Raw genomic sequence first — 18,103 nt, forward strand, 5'->3', positions numbered from 1 at the left:
ACGGACCATTTATAAAATATCGTCAAGAACAATGGAACCAGATGCTCGCAGGAGACAGTCTAGTTCCATGTATATTAGTCATCTAAAGAAAAACTTTTCTTTTTAAACTTGGCTTTTAAATTATGCAGAGAGCGGGCAAACCAGTTTTTATCTTCAGGGCGGGTCACTTTGTTTCCACGATAATGAATTTGAGTGGCTTTAGAAAAGTCACCAAAGGGTTCAATCTGGTAATTTTCCGGACGATAGCCTGCTGCTAATGCTTCTTCATAATACTGGTCAAAGAGTTGCGTCAGGTCATTTCTTGGATGAGGCATGATTTTACCGTCAAACCAGTGTTTTTGACCTGCAGCTTCTAAGCGCGGTAAAGAATATTTATGGCTGAACTGAGTGCCCATATCTGAATAATGCAGAATTTTGATCTGATCAATCGCTAATTCTTCGCCATCAATATTATTGTATGAATCTTGATACGGCTGAACCAGTTTCGGCTTATCTTTTAACAAACGCATCAGTTTTTTGTGGCTTTCTGGATCTGCCTGTATGTCTTTTAATGGCGGTAAGTAGGCTTTCGCCTTTTCGCAATCCCATACACAGGTACACAGTCGGGCCGAGTTCTTGCCCCCTTTGGCAATCACGATGGCTTCATCTTGCTTGGGATGTGCCCATAATTCTGCGATATCACATAACACCACCACATCCGCATCCATATAAATGGCACGGCCCTGAAAATTACATGACTCTGGAATGGCCCATCTAAACCCTGAAAAAGGGGTCGCCCAATGCTCAGTGTGCCAGCCTTCACCCGACTGTTGATTGGTATACCATGGACTGTTTGGGTCGTGGCTGAGCTGCATCCATATGATTTCAACTGGATGTTTGGTATGCTTGCGGACACTATAGTCCAGTACCATCATTTGTTCTAGATCACAGTTATTGGGATCGCAACCGACAAAAATTTTAATTGGGGAGTTAGACATTCCTAGCTTCCATTTTTAAGGCTGTATTCATAATTATAGTCTAAAAAGAGTGGGTGTTTTTGAAATATTTCTCTAGTCGTGATTAATTTACAAAGTGTTTATGTGAGGCAATGTAGTGATAACAAATACATTTATTGAAAAAACCAAAAAAAAAATTGCCAGAGCTGAAGTTGTTTCTTTTGATATATTCGATACTTTGTTATTACGTCCTTACCTTTCGCCTCGTGATTTATTCCTACATATTGAAATTGATCAATGTCTGGAAGGATTTGCTTTTGCGCGAAGAGAAGCAGAGTTGAGCGCCAGAAAGAAAAATCCTGATAAACAGGAGATTTGTTATGATGATATTTATAATGAAATTGAAGCTCGATTTGCAAGCGCCAAAAAAATTGAATTAGATTGGGAGTTTATGGTGCTCCAGCCGAATCCTGAAATGAAAATACTTTGGGATTATGCGCTTGAGTTAAATAAGAAAGTAATTGTCATATCAGACATGTATCACTCATACGAAGACCTTAGCCAATTACTTATTAAAAATAAATTTCATGATTTTGCGCATCTCTATGTATCTAGCCGCTATGGTAAAACCAAGAAAAAAGGGACTTTATTTGAACAGGTCTTCCATGATCTACAGGTGAAGCCACAGGATATTGTCCATATAGGGGACAATAAAAAGGGGGATTTTAGAACGCCAGCAAAATTAGGCATGCAGGCCATTTTATATAAACAGGTTACACATCAGTTTTTAGCCATAAATGAGCGAGCAAGACGGTTTACTGAACAGAATGTCTCAAGTTTAGGCAAAAGCATTTTAGTGGCTATGTTGGCTATGAGATGGCGTAAGCAAACTTTGCAACAAGAACGCGCTCAATATTGGGAAGATATTGGCTATGCCTATGCAGCACCTCTGGCTTATGGTTATAGCAAATGGATTGAAACAACAGCTCAGCAGAAACAACTGGATCATCTTTTATTTGTTGCTCGAGATGGGTTTTTATTACAAAAAGCTTTTGAGCACTTCCATTGTGGAGAGATAAAGACAAGTTATGTGTATGCACCACGTTTATTGAATCTGGTTTATCGTCTGGATTATGACAAACGTAATATTGAGCATGTCCAAACGATTGTGGATTTCTATAGCCAGAAATATGCAGATATCCGTGAGTTAAGAGAGACTCAATCACTGATTAAAGCAAATGATTATCACCAGTTTATTCAATCACATAAGCATATGTTTGAGCGTTATGCCAAAGACATGTATGCTGATTATCATGCCTACATTGATACAATTGTCGATCCACAGCAAAATATTGGTCTGATTGATAGCAAGACTGTCGCATTTACTTCACAAAAAATGTTGGAAGATGTCTTACAGCGACCAATTCAGGGATTATACTGGTCGACGCTATTACCTTATCGAACCAAGAAGTATGCTTTTGATGCTTTTATACCTAATAATTTAAATACGCTTGATCCAAATGTGTTTACTAAAAACTGGAAATTTGTTGAGTTACTTTTAAGTTCTCCAGAGTTTTCCATTCAGGGTGTTTCACAAGAGGGACGAGCAATTTATAAAGCTGACCCAGGTACAGATGAGTATGTAATTAAAGAAAATTATACCCAAATTACAAAAGGGGCTGAAATTTTCTATGCCGATCTTAAAGCTATTTTTGGTCAAACCCCTGTTTATATAGAAGGACAGGAACTTGTTTCCTGGGTAAATATCTTTTGTGATCATCCTAACAGTCATGACATTAAAGAAATGACCAAGATCAAATTGGCTGTCGATGCATCTCATGATCGTAATATGCCTTTATTCTCGATGCAAACTTCATGCTTGGATTTCTTTAAACAACCCAAGGTGACCTTGAATGCGTTAAAGAACATCGCTTGGAGAACACCTTTACAGACCTTGATCTTACATATACTTCGACCTATCAAAGTAAAAAGAAAACCAGCGAAACAACTTAAAATCAGTTTTTTCCCCTACCTTAAAGTGCAATATTTTGTGTGGACATTTTCACTGTTTAAGCGGCTTTCTTGCCAACTGAGTTTAGGTGATGATAAGAAACATAGTTCTTAGCATTGGAGTTTTTACTAATCCCTTTGGTTGGGGACGAGTGTTTAAAATAGAGCGTTTAATTTTGATCAGTATTTTGTTTAAAAAAACATAGGTTGAGTAATCTTAGTATGAGAGAGTGAAAATTAATGTTTTTAAGTGTTTGAATTTAATTGCATTGTTGAGTATGTCTTTGCAGAAAAATCAGATTTCTAACTTAAATATTATTTTTTATCCTATATTTAAAAGATTTTATCTGATCTCGATTTATGCCTATCTGAAATAATGTACAACATAATCAAAAACAAGTATTCTTAGCGCCTACAGGCATGTGGCCTAAATTGTATGAATTATTACTATTCCGATATGAAAAAGTTTGTTGTAAGTCTCTCAAGCGCAATCGAGCGTCGTAAACATATTTCAGCTCAATTTGAGAAACAGGGCATCGAATTTAGCTTTTTCGATGCTGTGACACCTGATATTGCAGCTTCAGATGCGCAATTAATGAAACTCAACGTGCATGAAAATCATATTGCTCGGGGAGAGCTGGCTTGTTTCATGAGTCATGTCCACTTATGGAAAAAAATTGTTGAAGATAATATTGCTTATATGGCGATCTTCGAAGACGATATTCATCTCGGTGAAAAAGCAAATGTCTTTTTAAATCAATCAGATTGGATTGAAAAAGATTGGCATTTAGTCAAATTAGAAGCTTTTACCCCTAAAGTGATACTTGGACCTAAATATAAGGATTTCCCTCAGGAAGGTCGCGAAATATACAAATTAACGGGAAAAAACTTAGGTACGGCAGGTTATATCCTTTCACGGAAAGGGGCAGAATTTCTATTAAATGAAATTAAGAAAATGGATTATATTATACCATTAGATAATTTCATGTTTGAATATGCTGTTAAAAATCATAATTTTATGATGTATCAAATGCAACCAGCGTTATGTATTCAAGACACGATCTTGCATTATCGTTCGACCAGTATTCAGCTCAAAAGCCAGTTGACCTCAGAAAGAAAGAAAAGAATGCACGCAAATAAAGCCAGTGGCTTGCAAAAAGTATTGGTTGAGTTGACGCGAATTGTCGCACAGTTAAAAATGTTCTTTTTGGCGCGTCGGGTAACCTATAAATAACTTTAATACACTGCTTAGCCATAACAGTTCTTAAGTATGTGATACTCATGAGACAACCAGCTTATCGACTTAGCTGATCAGCTGGTTAAGTTAAATTTTTAATATTTAACAAGCAATAATCAGGCTAAGCCTATATGTCTCTCAAGATCCTTTCAAGGATGGTCAGGCATGCCTAGATAATGATCTAGGCTCAGCAGTCAAAATTTTTATAAAGTTTTTTGATTTCTTCAAGATCCAAATAATAGGAACTATGAATATCATTCGGATTGTCTGATGAAGTGGTAATGAATTTAAGATCACAATCATTCAATGTGGCTAAGGTAGAGAAAATAGAAAATTTTGCTAGATGGTTGGGTAACCAGCTAATTGCTTTACAGCCAGAAGAACAGAAAATGATATTCGACCATGCCGCCCCACTCGGACCAACGATAAACTCTGCATTATTAAAGATAGCAACCTGTTCATTAAAATCATAATCCTCCAAATAAAGAGGTGTGAAGTTTAAATTTTTGAAATATATTAAAATTTCTTCTTGGTTATAGCCTCTAGCAGCAGTCTCTTTTCTAGCCAAAAAGATTTTTTTAGGAAAATCCTTTGTTTGGCATGTATTGGATTCTAAGATTATTTCTCGTATTTCTTTAATCAGTGTACTAGAAATAATAGAAAAATCTGGAGAGGAAAGTATTTCCTTTGAGTTGAAAACGATATTATTTTCATTGTTGACATAAAATAATTCATCAACATGTAAATCAATTCGATGGTCTACATAAATAATTTCTAAATCTAAATTTTTTTCTTTCAGGTAGAGCGCTAAAATCTTTTGAAAAGATGGTATTTTTTTAACTCTTTCATCGAGTATAAGCGTTTTAATATTATATTTATTAAATAGATCTGAATTTAATAAAAGAATTTTAGGAGATATTTCTATAAGCCAATGATAATAGTTAAAAACACCATTTCCACCTAGAAAAATAGCGTGCGGAATATTTTTTTTTCTTTTATTGTAACGGAAGATGGTATTTTCATGATTATGCCATTTAATAATTCCAGTCGAGTAATTACAGTACCTAATATCGGCATGCTTTATTCGTTCAAATACTGCATTTGTTGCTGTAATCAGATGGCTTGAGTTAGTATTTATAATGACATTGCTAAATCTATATAAATTAATTTCAGGTATTTCAGCTTCGAAATCAACTTTTTGATTCAATTTAAGAATTTTAGGTTGAAAATTTAGGTTATTTTTACAATATTTAAATGTCAGAATTTTTTCATGATCGAGCTCATCAAGCCATACAATTTTTCTGGTTTCGATCCTTTTTATCTTCTTTAATAACACCTTAACGTATTGAGATGTATATGTATTCTTTTTTATTAAATACTTAATAAGGAGGCGACCAAGCATTTTAGCAACTCTATGAAAATCATCTAGACATTAAATAAATCAGATAGTACTTTAATCTAAGAACCAGCGCTTTTAAAGGATTTTTCTTCTGATAGGGGCGGACTTTATATTTTTTCTGAATGCGATAAACCGCTTTGGCATAATCAGGTTCATCTTTATATTGGTCCACAATTTTGAGAACCTCTTGATACATCAACTCTAAATTCTTACTGATATTATGTTCATGAGATCTATAACCAATTAAAGCATGAGGAATATAGATGATCTTTTTATCTAATTTACTGAGCTTTAACCATAAGTCCCAATCCTCAACTTTGGTGTTTGGATTGAATCCGCCCACTTCACGCAGTATCGCAGTTTTAATCATTTGAGAAGATGCAGGTAAGTCAAATCGATGCATAAAAATTCGATGGAATTTATATTCACCATAACCATTCACATTGCACTTAATCGTTTGATTTTGGGCATCTATAGAGTGATTTCCGCCACAAATACACACAATATCTGGGTCTTGTTGAAATGCTTCAAGTTGTAGACGTGTCTTTTCTGGGAACATGATGTCGTCTGATGCTAAAGTACAAAAAAATTGTCCCTCAGCCCATTCAAGTGCCTCATTAAGCGTATTACATAATCCTCGATTAGCTCTATATCTAAATTCAAATCGGACAAAGCGCTCCTTACATTGAGCAATAAGAGGTTTGATTTTTTCAATAGAGGTATCTGTTGAGCCATCATCAATGATGATGAGCTCAATGTTTTCATAGCTTTGGTTTAAAGCACTTTTAATTGCATCTTGGATATATTGCCCATGATTATAACTGGGAATTGCAATAGTGACTAAAGGGTGAAATGCCGAATGACTCATACAGGATTAAACTCATTACAAAGCTGAATAATCCTTTGAACTTCATCCAATTGAAGGGTAGGTCCAATCGGTAGACTCATCACTTCTGCATGCATTTGCTCTGAAATAGGATAACTTTGATCATTCCACTCTTTATAGGCTTGTTGTTTATGTGGTGGGATAGGGTAATGAATAAGTGTTTGAACCCCATGCTCCGCTAAATAGTTCTGTAAAAGATCTCTATATTCAGTTCGAATGACGAACAGATGCCAAACATGCTGCTGATACTCTTCTGCATTGATCTGGCTTAATGGCAGTTTGATAAAGGGAGTTTTGATATTATCCAGATATAAGCGTGCGATTTTGCGACGATGTTGCACTTCTTGCTCTAAAAAGCTTAATTTAATATCGAGCATGGCGGCTTGAATTTCATCTAGGCGACTGTTTACACCAGGCACTAAATTTTTATATTTTTCATGCGAGCCATAGTTGCGAAGTGCGCGTAGCATTTGGGCCAGCTCTTCATTATTGGTTGTGATTGCACCTGCATCACCTAGTGCACCTAGGTTTTTACCAGGGTAAAAGCTGAAGCCAGAAGCATCGCCCCAATTGCCTGCTTTAATTCCATGAATTTCTGCACCGTGGCTTTGTGCAGAGTCTTCAAGCACCAATAGGTTATTTTTTTTTGCAATTTCCATAATTTCAGGCATTGCAGCAAGTTGTCCATAAAGGTGGACAGGTAAAATGACTTTGGTTTTTTCTGTAATAACCGCTTCAATTTTCTTTGGATCAAGGTTAAAAGTCTGTGGGTCCGGCTCAACCAAAATCGGTGTAAGTTGGTTGGCACTGATGGCCAAAATACTTGCGATATAAGTATTTGAAGGAACGATGACTTCATCACCTTCTTTGAGTTGACCAAGCTCTTTCCAGGCTCTTAAGGTTAAGATAAGCGCATCTAAACCATTGGCTACACCAATCGCATATTTCGTACCGCAAAATTTGGCGAAATTCAGCTCAAATTGTTCGAGTTCTTTTCCGCCAATATACCAACCCGAATCGATCACGCGTGTACAGGCTTCAATTAGTTGTTGTCGATACTGTTGATTGATACTTTTAAGATCAAGAAAAGGAATCATTGCTCAATATAACCTTTAATTATTGCTGGATTGCCTACCATAATTGCATTTTCTGGCACATCTTTTGTTACGACCGCACCAGCACCAATCAAGGCATTTTTTCCGATACGAATACCCGGTAAGATGGTTGCATTCGCCCCAATACTGGCCCCTTGCTCTACAACCGTTTTTGCAAAACTGTCAGGATATTGTTTAGAACGTGGTTTTTTATCGTTGGTAAAGGCCACGGATGGGCCAATAAACACATTATCTTCTAGGGTAATGCCATCCCAAAGATAGACACCAGATTTTACCGTGACATTGTCACCAATGTGCACATCATTCTCGATTAGGGTATGGGCACAAATATTACAACCAGCACCAATCACCGCATTTTTGAGAATAACGCTATATTGCCAAACACGTGTATTTTGACCGATATGAGGGCTATGCACATCAGATAATGGGTGAATAAATGGACGATTCACAACACTGATAAATTCATCATAACTGCGGATATAATCGCTTTCATCATAATGTTCACTTGCCAACACTAATAACACACAATCTTCTGAAAAGTCGTGCATTTCACGCCAAGTCATACTTTCGATAATCAAGCCTTGGGTTGGAGAGTTAAGTAAAACTTCTTCTTTACTATGTCCATCATCTAAAATGAAACGGCATTGTCCATGTAGGCAAATTGCTAGCTGTTTTAAGTCTTTATGGGCGTGAAAGCCTCTAGGTTTATCCTTTGAAGCGGAAAAAATATAATAAATACGTTTAATCTCAAAAGGAATATGTTGGTTCGCTTCAATTGCGACCAGTCCACCACGCTGATCACCCAAATCAGGCAAATCAATAAGTTTCTTTAAGCTCATATTTCATGCACCAAAGAAATTAAATATCGACCATAGTCATTTTTATTCATACTTTGGCCAATTTCTAGCACTTGCTGTTTGCTTAACCAGCCATTATTAAAGGCAATTTCCTCTAAACACGCCACTTTATAACCTTGACGTTTCTCCAAGGTTTCTACAAATTGTGCAGCCTCAAGCAAGCTTTCATGTGTTCCGGTGTCAAGCCAAGCAAAACCTCGACCCAGTAATTCAACATTTAAGTCACCACGTTCTAGATACATCTGATTAACAGTCGTGATTTCTAATTCACCCCGTTCGGATGGTTTGACCTGTTTCGCGATTTCAACCACATCATTGTCATAGAAATAAAGACCGGTGACCGCAAAATGTGATTTTGGCTGTTTGGGTTTTTCTTCAAGAGAAATGGCACGTTTTTGCTCATCAAATTCAACTACGCCAAAGCGTTCTGGATCTTTAACTTGATATCCAAAAACTGTCGCGCCTTTTTGGCGGGCAACGGCTTGACGTAACATCGGCGTAAAACCCTGACCATAAAAAATATTATCGCCAAGAACCAGACACACGTTACTTTTACCAATAAACTGTTCGCCAATGATAAAGGCTTGGGCCAATCCATCTGGGCTTGGCTGGACGGCATAACTCAGCTCTATCCCCAATTGAGAGCCATCGCCAAGTAAGCGTTTAAACCCATCGATATCGTCAGGTGTACTAATAATCAGGACTTCACGAATCCCTGCCAGCATCAGTACTGAAAGCGGATAGTACACCATGGGCTTATCGTAAATCGGGAGTAACTGTTTCGAAATGCCTTTGGTAATAGGATAGAGGCGAGTACCTGAACCCCCAGCAAGAATAATACCTTTTGTTGACATTATAGGTGTACCCCTAATCTTTCACGTTGATAGCTGCCATCTTGGACATGGCGACACCATTCTAAATTATCTAAATACCATTCAACTGTTTTACGGATACCTGTTTCAAATGTTTCTTGAGGTTTCCAGCCCAGTTCACGTTCTATTTTTTTGGCATCAATCGCATAACGCAAATCATGTCCTGGTCGGTCTTTCACGAACGTAATAAGGTTTTCATAAGATTGAATATTATCTTGTGGACGTAATTCATCCAAAATTTTACAAATGGTCTTCACCACTTCGATATTTTGTTTTTCATTATGTCCGCCAATATTATACGTTTCCCCAACAGTACCTTGAGTGACAACTTGATATAAGGCGCGAGCATGGTCTTCGACAAATAACCAATCTCGAATCTGGTTTCCGGTGCCGTAGATTGGCAGGGCTTTACCATCTAAGGCATTCAGAATGACCAATGGAATCAATTTTTCAGGAAAGTGATATGGACCATAATTATTAGAGCAATTGGTTACAATAGTTGGCAGGCCATAAGTTCGTTGCCACGCCCGAACCAAGTGATCCGAACTGGCTTTACTGGCTGAGTAAGGTGAACTTGGTGCGTATGCTGTTGTTTCGGTAAATAAGTCTGTGGTACTTTCTAAATCACCATACACTTCATCAGTTGAAATGTGGTGAAAGCGAAATTTCACTTTTTTATTTTGATCTAATGTCTGCCAATATTGGCGAGTGGCTTCTAATAAGCTGTAAGTTCCTACAATATTGGTTTGAATAAATGCACTCGGCCCATCAATAGAACGGTCAACATGTGACTCAGCAGCCAAATGCATAATTGCGTCAGGTTGAAATTGCTCAAATACTAGCGCTAGTTTTGATGCATCACAAATATCAACCTGTTGAAATTGGTAACGTGGATTCTGATCAATTTCTTTTAATGATTCCAAGTTGCCAGCATATGTAAGCTTATCTAGATTCAGAACCTCATCATTCGTATTTTTTATAATATGACGTACAACGGCTGAACCAATAAATCCAGCTCCGCCTGTAATCAAGATTCGCATGAAACTACTTTCCTTTTAAATGATTCGATCATTAAATTATTCATTTGAAAAATAAATTATTTTTGAAATACTTCAAGAAATATTTATCTAACGTTAAACTTATTTTTAATAAAATTTTTCATCTCCACCCCTAAACCGTTTATAGCCCCACATATATTCAGCAGGAAAGCGGTTGATCATCTGCTCAACCGCTTGATTGAGTGCAGTGGTGGCAACTTCGATATCCCGATCATACAGTGCTGGATCATTCAGATCATCACAATACACATCAAATCCTTCACCATCGTCACGGCGGAAACAGCTTAATCCTACCAGACGACATTGGGTTTTCTGTGCCATTTTGCTGGCCAGTGTACTGGTGAGGCAGGGAATTCCGAAAAAAGGAACCACGACACCACCAGAAGGATCGGGAACATGGTCCGGCAGAATCACACTGAAACCACCTTGTTTTAGATTCTTAAATAAGGCTTTAACCCCAGAGGCATCTGTCGGCACTAAAGTTGCATTCAGACGTTGACGTGCATGTAAGGCAAATGCATTGAACCCCGAATCTTTCATCGGTTTATACATGATGGTCGGGATGCCATATTGATGTACCCAGGCATTCATCATTTCCCATGTACCCAGATGTGGGGTAATGATCAGTGCGCCACGAGGATCGCTCAGTGCATCGGTCAGGACTTCCAGATGATGTACAGTATGAATCTGTTGAATGCTCCACTCGGGGGGCATGGCCCAGCATTTTCCAGATTCGATATAGCTGAGACATTGCTTGGTCACACTTTCACGCGCAAGCTGTTCCTTTTGCGCTTGGCTGAGTTCAGGATAAGCCAGCCCAAGATTGACTCTGGTTTTCCACAGCATACTTTTATTCGGGTTTTGATTGATAAAGTAAGCCGCCACTTTTGCGATACTACGCAAAAATGGGAGGGGTAAAATACGGAGCAGAGTAGGGTAAAACGACATGCTAGTAGGTCTTATTTATCGGCATTGCCTTTAAGCACCATATAAATCAGTGCCACAAAAATCAGTAAGGCGCCCACCAGACTACTTACGCAGAAGTATAAAATACGTTGGTTGGTATCCATATTGAAAAGTTCATTTGCCAGGATGTAACGCATAAAGAACCATTGAGCAAGTGAAAACACAATAATGATAATTGTATGTCGACGTACATCAGGACGCATTGCCATAAGACTGACCTCTCAATAAAAAGCAGTCTATTATGCCATTAGCGGACATGATCTCAAAGCAAAACTCGGTATTATAAAAAAACCCTGCAGCGCGCAGGGTTTTTGTTGAAGCATAAACTCAAGGTTTATTTTTCTTCAGCTTTTGGCTTTTCGCGTAAACGGATTCCCAAGTCACGCAATTGATTTGCTTCAACTGGTGCTGGCGCTTGAGTCAACGGACATTCAGCAGTTTTGGTTTTCGGGAATGCAATCACATCACGAATCGAAGATGCACCCGTCATCAGCATGATCAAGCGGTCAAGACCGAATGCCAAACCACCGTGCGGAGGCGCACCATAACGCAACGCATTCAGTAAGAAGCTGAATTTCTCTTCTGCTTCTTCTTCGCCAATGCCTAAAGCTTCAAAGATTGCCTTTTGCATCTCTAAGGTATAGATACGAAGTGAACCGCCACCGATTTCAGTACCGTTCAATACCATGTCGTAGGCAACAGAAAGTGCTTCACCTGGATTGTTCTTCACTTCTTCAACGCTTGATTTTGGCAGTGTGAATGGGTGGTGAACAGAAGTCCATTTGCCATCATCTGTTTCTTCAAACATTGGGAAATCAACAACCCAAAGTGGCGCCCACTCACACGTTGCAAGGTTAAGATCATGACCGATTTTCACACGAAGTGCGCCCATCGCATCGTTTACAACTTTGGCTTTATCTGCACCAAAGAACACGATGTCGCCATTCTCAGCACCCACACGTTTTAATAAATCAAGTACGATTGGCTCGATGAATTTAACGATTGGAGATTGAAGACCTTCGATACCTTTTTCAAGTTCGTTGACTTTGATATAAGCCAAGCCTTTCGCACCGTAGATACCAACGAATTTGGTGTATTCATCGATTGCACTACGCGGTAATGAACCAGCACCAGGAACACGTAAAGCAACGATACGGCCTTTAGGATCTTTGGCAGGACCAGCGAAAACCTTGAATTCAACGTCTTGCATCAAGTCTGCAACGTCAACAAGTTTCAATGGAATACGCATATCCGGTTTGTCAGATGCATAATCACGCATTGCGTCAGCGTAAGTCATACGTTCAAACTTATCGAATTTTACATTCAATAATTCATTGAACATTTTAACGGTTAAGCCTTCCATTAAATCCATGATGTCATCGTCACTCATGAACGATGTTTCAACGTCGATTTGGGTAAATTCAGGCTGACGATCCGCACGTAAATCTTCGTCACGGAAACATTTCGCAATTTGGTAATAACGATCGATACCGCCCACCATCAACAACTGTTTGAACAACTGTGGTGATTGTGGAAGTGCGTAGAAGCTACCATTTGAAACGCGGCTTGGTACTAAATAGTCACGTGCACCTTCTGGTGTTGCGCGAGTCAAGATTGGTGTTTCAACGTCAAGGAAACCATGATCTTCAAAATAGTTACGGATCAGGTTGGTCACTTTAGAACGGAAACGTAAGCGCTCTAACATTTCTGGACGACGGATGTCCAAGAAACGGTATTTCAAACGAATTTCTTCTGAAATATTGGTATTTTCGTCATTCAATGGGAATGGCGGAGTATCAGAAGCTGCAAGAACTTCAATCTCTTTACCTAAAACTTCAATCTGGCCACTCACCATGTTGGCATTTTCAGTACCTTCATAGCGACGACGAACACGACCTGTAATTTTTAAAACAAATTCTGAACGTGCTTTATCTGCTGTTGCGAATGCTTCAGGGGTATCTGGATCGATCACCACCTGTACGAGACCATCACGGTCACGCATATCAAGGAAAATCACACCGCCATGGTCACGGCGACGATGAACCCATCCGCATAAAGTCACTGTTTGATCGATTTGGGCTTCAGTTAAAGAGCCACAGTAATGGGTGCGCATCATATTGAATTATTTATCCAAACTATATTGGCTGTAGAAGGTGAATGCGTAAACAGCGCAGCACCAATGAAGGGGAGATTATGCCTTGTTGAACGTATAGTCTCAAGTCTTAATGTTTTCAAGCGAATTTTAAACAGACGCTTTTTGTTAAAATGATTTACTACGGCCAGTTCGATCCAAAAACAAGAATAATAGACAGGCCATGGTGAAGACGGTTAAGCCTGCTTGGGTAAATTCATTCATCGATTTGCCAATAAAAAAATAAGGTTCAGTATTCCAAAGATCAGTATTGATATGGCGGTTATAGTCAAACACTGAAAATAGCCCATATAAGATGGAAAGAATCATACTGATGAGTGCAAATCTCTTGAGTTTAGAGGGAACGGGATGATGATGTTGATGCGTTTTATAATAATCCCAGCACATTTTTATTAAAAAGGGTAGAGCAAGGATTGAAGAACCAATCTGCAAGACAAAGTGTAGTGGATAACTAAAACCCAACAATGAAATGTTCTGAGCCAGTGTTTCTTTAAAAGCAAATGTTCGAAAATCAAGATGGGTGAGTCCATCCCAGATTAAATGTGTGCTGATTCCAATGATAAGTGCAATGCAATTTAGAAAGCTGAAAGAAATAAAATCATCCAGTGACTTGATCCCTAGAGGATCTTGAATCTCAAGACAACGATAAGTCACAGGCCGATAGATGACATACCACAATAGACAAAAGCATAGGCCCAATGGCAGGTTCGGAAATAAGAGACCGGCCCATTGATGGGTTAAAGGGGTATTTTCTTGTGTAAATAATCGATAAAGATCAGGTGTCATACAACCAATCGCCAAGGCGGCGACAGGTAAATGTCCCTGACTCAATTTTGATAAAGGTGGAGCAAGTACAGCGTGTGACAGAGTAAAAGGCATATCGTTGGGGAATAACCATTGATTGCAAACATGGACAAGCAGTTTAACAAATGTGCTTGGTCAGACTGTTTTTTATTGCAAAATAAATGAAATGTTATAATATAACAAAAAATAACGATCAACTGATTCGAGACACGGTATGTCATTTCCGCACAATATTATGACCTTATCCATTTTAGCTGCTGTTTCTGTATCTGCCTTTGCAGCAGAAAATGAACCGGTGACCACCTTAGATACCATACGTATTAAAGCGCATCCACTTGAGCAAACCTCAAAAGATTTTGCGGTTGCAGACACCGTTGTAGATGAAAAACGTTTACAACAGGGGGCTGTGACCATTGGTGAAGCGCTAAGCAGCGAGCCTGGCATTTATTCAAATCAGTTTGGTGCTGGTTCTAGCCGTCCTGTCATTCGTGGACAAGATGGTCCGCGCGTTAAGGTGCTGCAAAATTCATCAGAAAACATTGATGTTTCTACCTTGTCCCCTGATCATGCAGTTACGGTAGATCCGGCACTGGCCAAGCAGGTTGAAGTGATTCGTGGCCCATCTACCTTATTATTTGGCGCGGGAACCGTTGGTGGTTTGGTCAATGTCAATGACAGCAAGATTCCAACAGCAATGCCTGAAAAAGGTTACGAGGGGAATGTGGGTTTACGTTACAACACAGGCAGTGATGAAAAGCTGGCAACTGCAGGTGTCACGGTTGGTCTGGGTGATCAGGTGGCGTTACGGGTCGAGGGGCTGAAACGCGAAGCCAATGACTATATCGCACCTGACTATCGCCATGAAGGTGAGAAAGAGCGCCGTGTCGGCAATACCTTTGCCAAAGGCGAAACCGTCAATGTTGGTTTATCCTGGATTTATGATCGCGGCTTTACCGGAATTTCTTATAGCAACCGTCAGGATCAGTATGGCTTGCCGGGGCATAGCCATGAGTACGAGAGCTGCCATTTACATGGTTTGAGTTTGCATTGTGGGGAACATGATCATGATGGGGAGGACGATCACGATCATGACCATGATCACGCACATGAGGCAGGACCGTGGATTGACCTGAAATCTGAGCGTTATGATGTGCGCACAGAATTGAATGATCCATTTGCTGGCTTTAAAAAGTTACGTGCGCAAGCCAGCTATACCGATTATCAACATGATGAAATTGAAGAAGACACCATCGCCACTCGCTTTAAAAACAAGGGCTATGATGGACGTTTAGAGTTGGTACACAATCCGATTGGCCCATGGGAAGGGGTGATTGGTACGCAATATGGTCAGCAAAAACTGAAACTTACTGGTGAAGAAGCCTTCTTGGCGCCGAATACCACCAAGAAGTGGAGTATCTTTGGCTTAGAGCATGCACAATTTAATGATGTTCATGTTGAACTGGCAGCTCGTGCAGAAAAACAGAAAATTGATATTGATGATTCAAGCAAAAAAGATTTTGACGGTTCAGCCTTTTCTGTTTCGGGTGCTGCCAACTGGGAGTTTGCACCAGACTATAAACTTTCTTTGGTTGCGTCACATCAGGAGCGCTTACCGCTGGCGCAAGAGTTATATGCCAATGGCGGACATTTTGCCACCAATACCTATGAACTGGGCAATGATGGTTTAAGTAAAGAAAAGTCAAATAATGTCGAACTCGGGCTGCATTATGACAATGACAAGTTTGACTACCATGTGCATGTCTATCACAACTGGTTTGATGACTATATCTATGCGCAAACGCTAGACCGTTATAAAGATTTCCGTTTAGTGGAATATACCCAGGATCAGGCACGTTTCTATGGTGCAGAGGCGGAAGCGGGTTACCAGATCTCGGACATGTATAAAGTCGGCGTGTTTGGGGATTATGTTCGTGGCAAGATCGACAATGAAAATGCACCGCGTGTGCCGGCTGGACGCTTAGGCACGAAAGTGAATGCGGACTTCGGTGATGGCTTTAGCGGTTCAGCTGAATACTACCATGTGTTCCAGCAAGACAAGATTGCAGCGTATGAAACCGATACCCAAGGCTATAACATGTTGAATCTGGGAGTTGCCTATTCAGGTAAATACAGCAATGTCGGGGATTATCGTGTGTATTTCAATGCCAATAACTTGCTGGATGATCAGGTTTATCAACATGCATCATTCTTATCCACGATTCCACAAGTGGGCCGTAACTTTACCGTTGGGGTGAATTTTATCTTCTAATTTTTCACTTAAATCTTATTGAAAAATCAAAGTATAAGCTCTAGCCTTAGACCATTAGGCTAGGGCTTTTTTTGTTTATATGCGTATCTTCCAACGAATCCATCGAAAATTAAACTGGTCAGGTCGACGTTACATGGCAGTCATATTGAGTATTTTTGCGATTGGGTACATTGCTTCGGCAGTCTACCACACAGTAAAACCACTCCCGAAAGGGCTGGATTTTACTGGGCAGTTGCGTCATGCCAATGTGAAATTTTTAGCCGATCAGACCTATATCGATTCCCAAGGCCAGCAACAGGTGGATCAGCATATTTTCAAGGAAGTCTTTCATTTAATTGATCAGGCACAGACCACCATTGTGCTGGATATGTTCCTGTTTAACCAGGAAGTCGGCGCTTCTAAGGTGAAACAGTTGCCTTTGATGCAAGAATTGACTGATGCGCTGATCGTGAAGCGTCGCTTGCATCCAAATGTAGAAGTTGTGGTGATTACCGATCCGATTAATTCGGTTTATGGCGGCATGACACCAAAACATTATCTACAATTGCGTCAAGCGGGTGTGGATGTGATCGAAACCGATTTAAAACCATTGCGTGCGTCTAATCCGCTTTGGTCAGGATTCTGGTATATCTGCTGTCAAAACCTGGGCAATAATCCTGAAGGCGGCTGGTTAAGCAGCCCGTTTGGCAATGATAAGATTACTTTGCGCAGTTATCTGGAGTTATTTAACTTCAAGGCCAATCATCGTAAAACCTTGGTGGTTGATACGGTGGATGGCTGGAAAAGTCTGGTGACCTCAGCCAATCCACACGATGGCAGTTCGCATCATAGCAATGTTGCACTGGTGGTAGATGGGCCAACCGCGATTGATGTCTTACAAACTGAACAAGCCGTTGCCAACATGTCAAAGGGTTCTAGTCCTTTTGTGATTATGGGTGGGGTGAGCGAAGACAAAACCTTGCCGCAGGTGCAAGTGCTGACTGAAAAAGCCATTTATGATGGCATCTTGAAGATGATTGAGACCGCCAAGAGCCAAGAGCATCTGGACATGGCCATGTTCTATTTGTCGGAACGCAATATTATTGAAGCACTTAAGCAAGCGCAACAACGTGGTGTTAACATCCGGATCATGATCGACCCGAATAAAGATGCATTTGGTCGTCAAAAGAATGGCATGCCGAATCGTCAAGTCGCATCAGAACTTCATGCTGCAGGTATTCCAATCCGTTGGTGTGATACGCGTGGTGAACAGTGCCATAGCAAGATGTTGCTGAAATACAATGCCCAGCAAGCGGAAATCATTCTCGGTTCTGCTAATCTGACTGCACGCAACTTGAAAAACTATAATCTTGAAACCGATATGCGTGTGATCGGTTCGGCACAAGCGCCAGTGTTTAAAGATGCAGGGCAATACTTTGATGCCGCATGGACAAATGCCAATGCACGTCAAATTACAGTGGATTATGCAAAATATGCCGATGAATCCAAAGTGAAATACTGGATCTATCGTTTTATGGAATGGTCAGGCTTATCCACTTTTTAA

15 protein-coding genes are annotated in these 18,103 nt (G+C 39.8%); 4 read left to right on the forward strand and 11 right to left on the reverse strand.

Features of this window, described 5'->3' with window-relative positions:
• Window positions 1-74 precede the first annotated feature (74 nt).
• The gene (locus tag MSG93_RS08580) at window positions 75-977 is read right to left on the reverse strand and encodes a glycosyl transferase (protein WP_324621380.1); all 903 of its coding nucleotides are present in this window, start codon (window positions 975-977) and stop codon (window positions 75-77) included.
• Window positions 978-1,092: 115 nt separating this feature from the next.
• Here MSG93_RS08580 and MSG93_RS08585 point away from each other — a divergent pair, with 115 nt between their 5' ends.
• Both MSG93_RS08585 and MSG93_RS08590 read left to right on the forward strand, forming a co-directional pair.
• Window positions 1,093-3,060: an HAD-IA family hydrolase gene (locus MSG93_RS08585; RefSeq protein WP_324621382.1), complete on the forward strand. Its 1,968-nt coding sequence runs from the start codon at window positions 1,093-1,095 to the stop codon at window positions 3,058-3,060.
• 321 nt (window positions 3,061-3,381) lie between these two features.
• Window positions 3,382-4,179: a glycosyltransferase family 25 protein gene (locus tag MSG93_RS08590; protein WP_005289039.1), complete on the forward strand. Its 798-nt coding sequence runs from the start codon at window positions 3,382-3,384 to the stop codon at window positions 4,177-4,179.
• Window positions 4,180-4,369: 190 nt separating this feature from the next.
• On the opposite strand, the gene MSG93_RS08595 is transcribed toward MSG93_RS08590, so the two are convergent.
• From MSG93_RS08595 to MSG93_RS08640, 10 genes are all read right to left on the reverse strand, one after another.
• Window positions 4,370-5,584, reverse strand: coding sequence for a glycosyltransferase family 61 protein (locus MSG93_RS08595; protein ID WP_324621384.1), 1,215 nt, complete (start codon window positions 5,582-5,584; stop codon window positions 4,370-4,372).
• 19 nt (window positions 5,585-5,603) lie between these two features.
• Complete coding sequence (locus tag MSG93_RS08600; protein ID WP_324621385.1) at window positions 5,604-6,449, reverse strand: glycosyltransferase family A protein; 846 nt, start codon at window positions 6,447-6,449, stop codon at window positions 5,604-5,606.
• Window positions 6,446-7,564 (reverse strand): DegT/DnrJ/EryC1/StrS family aminotransferase, encoded by a 1,119-nt coding sequence (locus MSG93_RS08605; RefSeq protein WP_324621386.1) that lies wholly within the window; start codon window positions 7,562-7,564, stop codon window positions 6,446-6,448. The genes MSG93_RS08600 and MSG93_RS08605 overlap by 4 nt, the downstream gene beginning before the upstream one ends.
• Window positions 7,561-8,421, reverse strand: a complete 861-nt coding sequence (locus MSG93_RS08610) for a WxcM-like domain-containing protein (protein ID WP_324621387.1) — start codon at window positions 8,419-8,421, stop codon at window positions 7,561-7,563. The genes MSG93_RS08605 and MSG93_RS08610 overlap by 4 nt, the downstream gene beginning before the upstream one ends.
• Window positions 8,418-9,293 (reverse strand): glucose-1-phosphate thymidylyltransferase RfbA, encoded by an 876-nt coding sequence (gene rfbA / locus MSG93_RS08615; RefSeq protein ID WP_005289024.1) that lies wholly within the window; start codon window positions 9,291-9,293, stop codon window positions 8,418-8,420. The genes MSG93_RS08610 and rfbA overlap by 4 nt, the downstream gene beginning before the upstream one ends.
• Entirely contained in the window at window positions 9,293-10,351 is a 1,059-nt protein-coding gene (gene rfbB, locus MSG93_RS08620; protein ID WP_324621389.1) for a dTDP-glucose 4,6-dehydratase, read from the reverse strand. The genes rfbA and rfbB overlap by 1 nt, the downstream gene beginning before the upstream one ends.
• A gap of 105 nt (window positions 10,352-10,456) precedes the next feature.
• On the reverse strand, window positions 10,457-11,317 hold the full coding sequence (locus tag MSG93_RS08625; RefSeq protein ID WP_005289018.1) for a lysophospholipid acyltransferase family protein: 861 nt from the start codon (window positions 11,315-11,317) through the stop codon (window positions 10,457-10,459).
• Between the two features lie 11 nt (window positions 11,318-11,328).
• Window positions 11,329-11,544 carry a hypothetical protein gene (locus tag MSG93_RS08630; RefSeq protein WP_005226863.1) on the reverse strand — a complete coding sequence of 72 codons (216 nt, stop codon included), beginning with the start codon at window positions 11,542-11,544 and terminating at the stop codon, window positions 11,329-11,331.
• 125 nt (window positions 11,545-11,669) lie between these two features.
• On the reverse strand, window positions 11,670-13,451 hold the full coding sequence (gene aspS / locus MSG93_RS08635; RefSeq protein ID WP_005226864.1) for an aspartate--tRNA ligase: 1,782 nt from the start codon (window positions 13,449-13,451) through the stop codon (window positions 11,670-11,672).
• Between the two features lie 144 nt (window positions 13,452-13,595).
• Window positions 13,596-14,366 (reverse strand): DUF4184 family protein, encoded by a 771-nt coding sequence (locus MSG93_RS08640; protein ID WP_324621391.1) that lies wholly within the window; start codon window positions 14,364-14,366, stop codon window positions 13,596-13,598.
• Between the two features lie 139 nt (window positions 14,367-14,505).
• Between MSG93_RS08640 and znuD the strand changes: the two genes are divergently transcribed.
• Both znuD and MSG93_RS08650 read left to right on the forward strand, forming a co-directional pair.
• A complete protein-coding gene (gene znuD, locus MSG93_RS08645) occupies window positions 14,506-16,560 on the forward strand; it encodes a zinc piracy TonB-dependent receptor ZnuD (protein ID WP_324621392.1) in 2,055 nt (684 codons plus the stop codon).
• A gap of 79 nt (window positions 16,561-16,639) precedes the next feature.
• Window positions 16,640-18,103, forward strand: coding sequence for a phospholipase D family protein (locus MSG93_RS08650; RefSeq protein WP_324621394.1), 1,464 nt, complete (start codon window positions 16,640-16,642; stop codon window positions 18,101-18,103).

The sequence above is a fragment of the Acinetobacter sp. IK40 genome, from assembly GCF_035615075.1.
Classification (GTDB): domain Bacteria; phylum Pseudomonadota; class Gammaproteobacteria; order Pseudomonadales; family Moraxellaceae; genus Acinetobacter; species Acinetobacter courvalinii.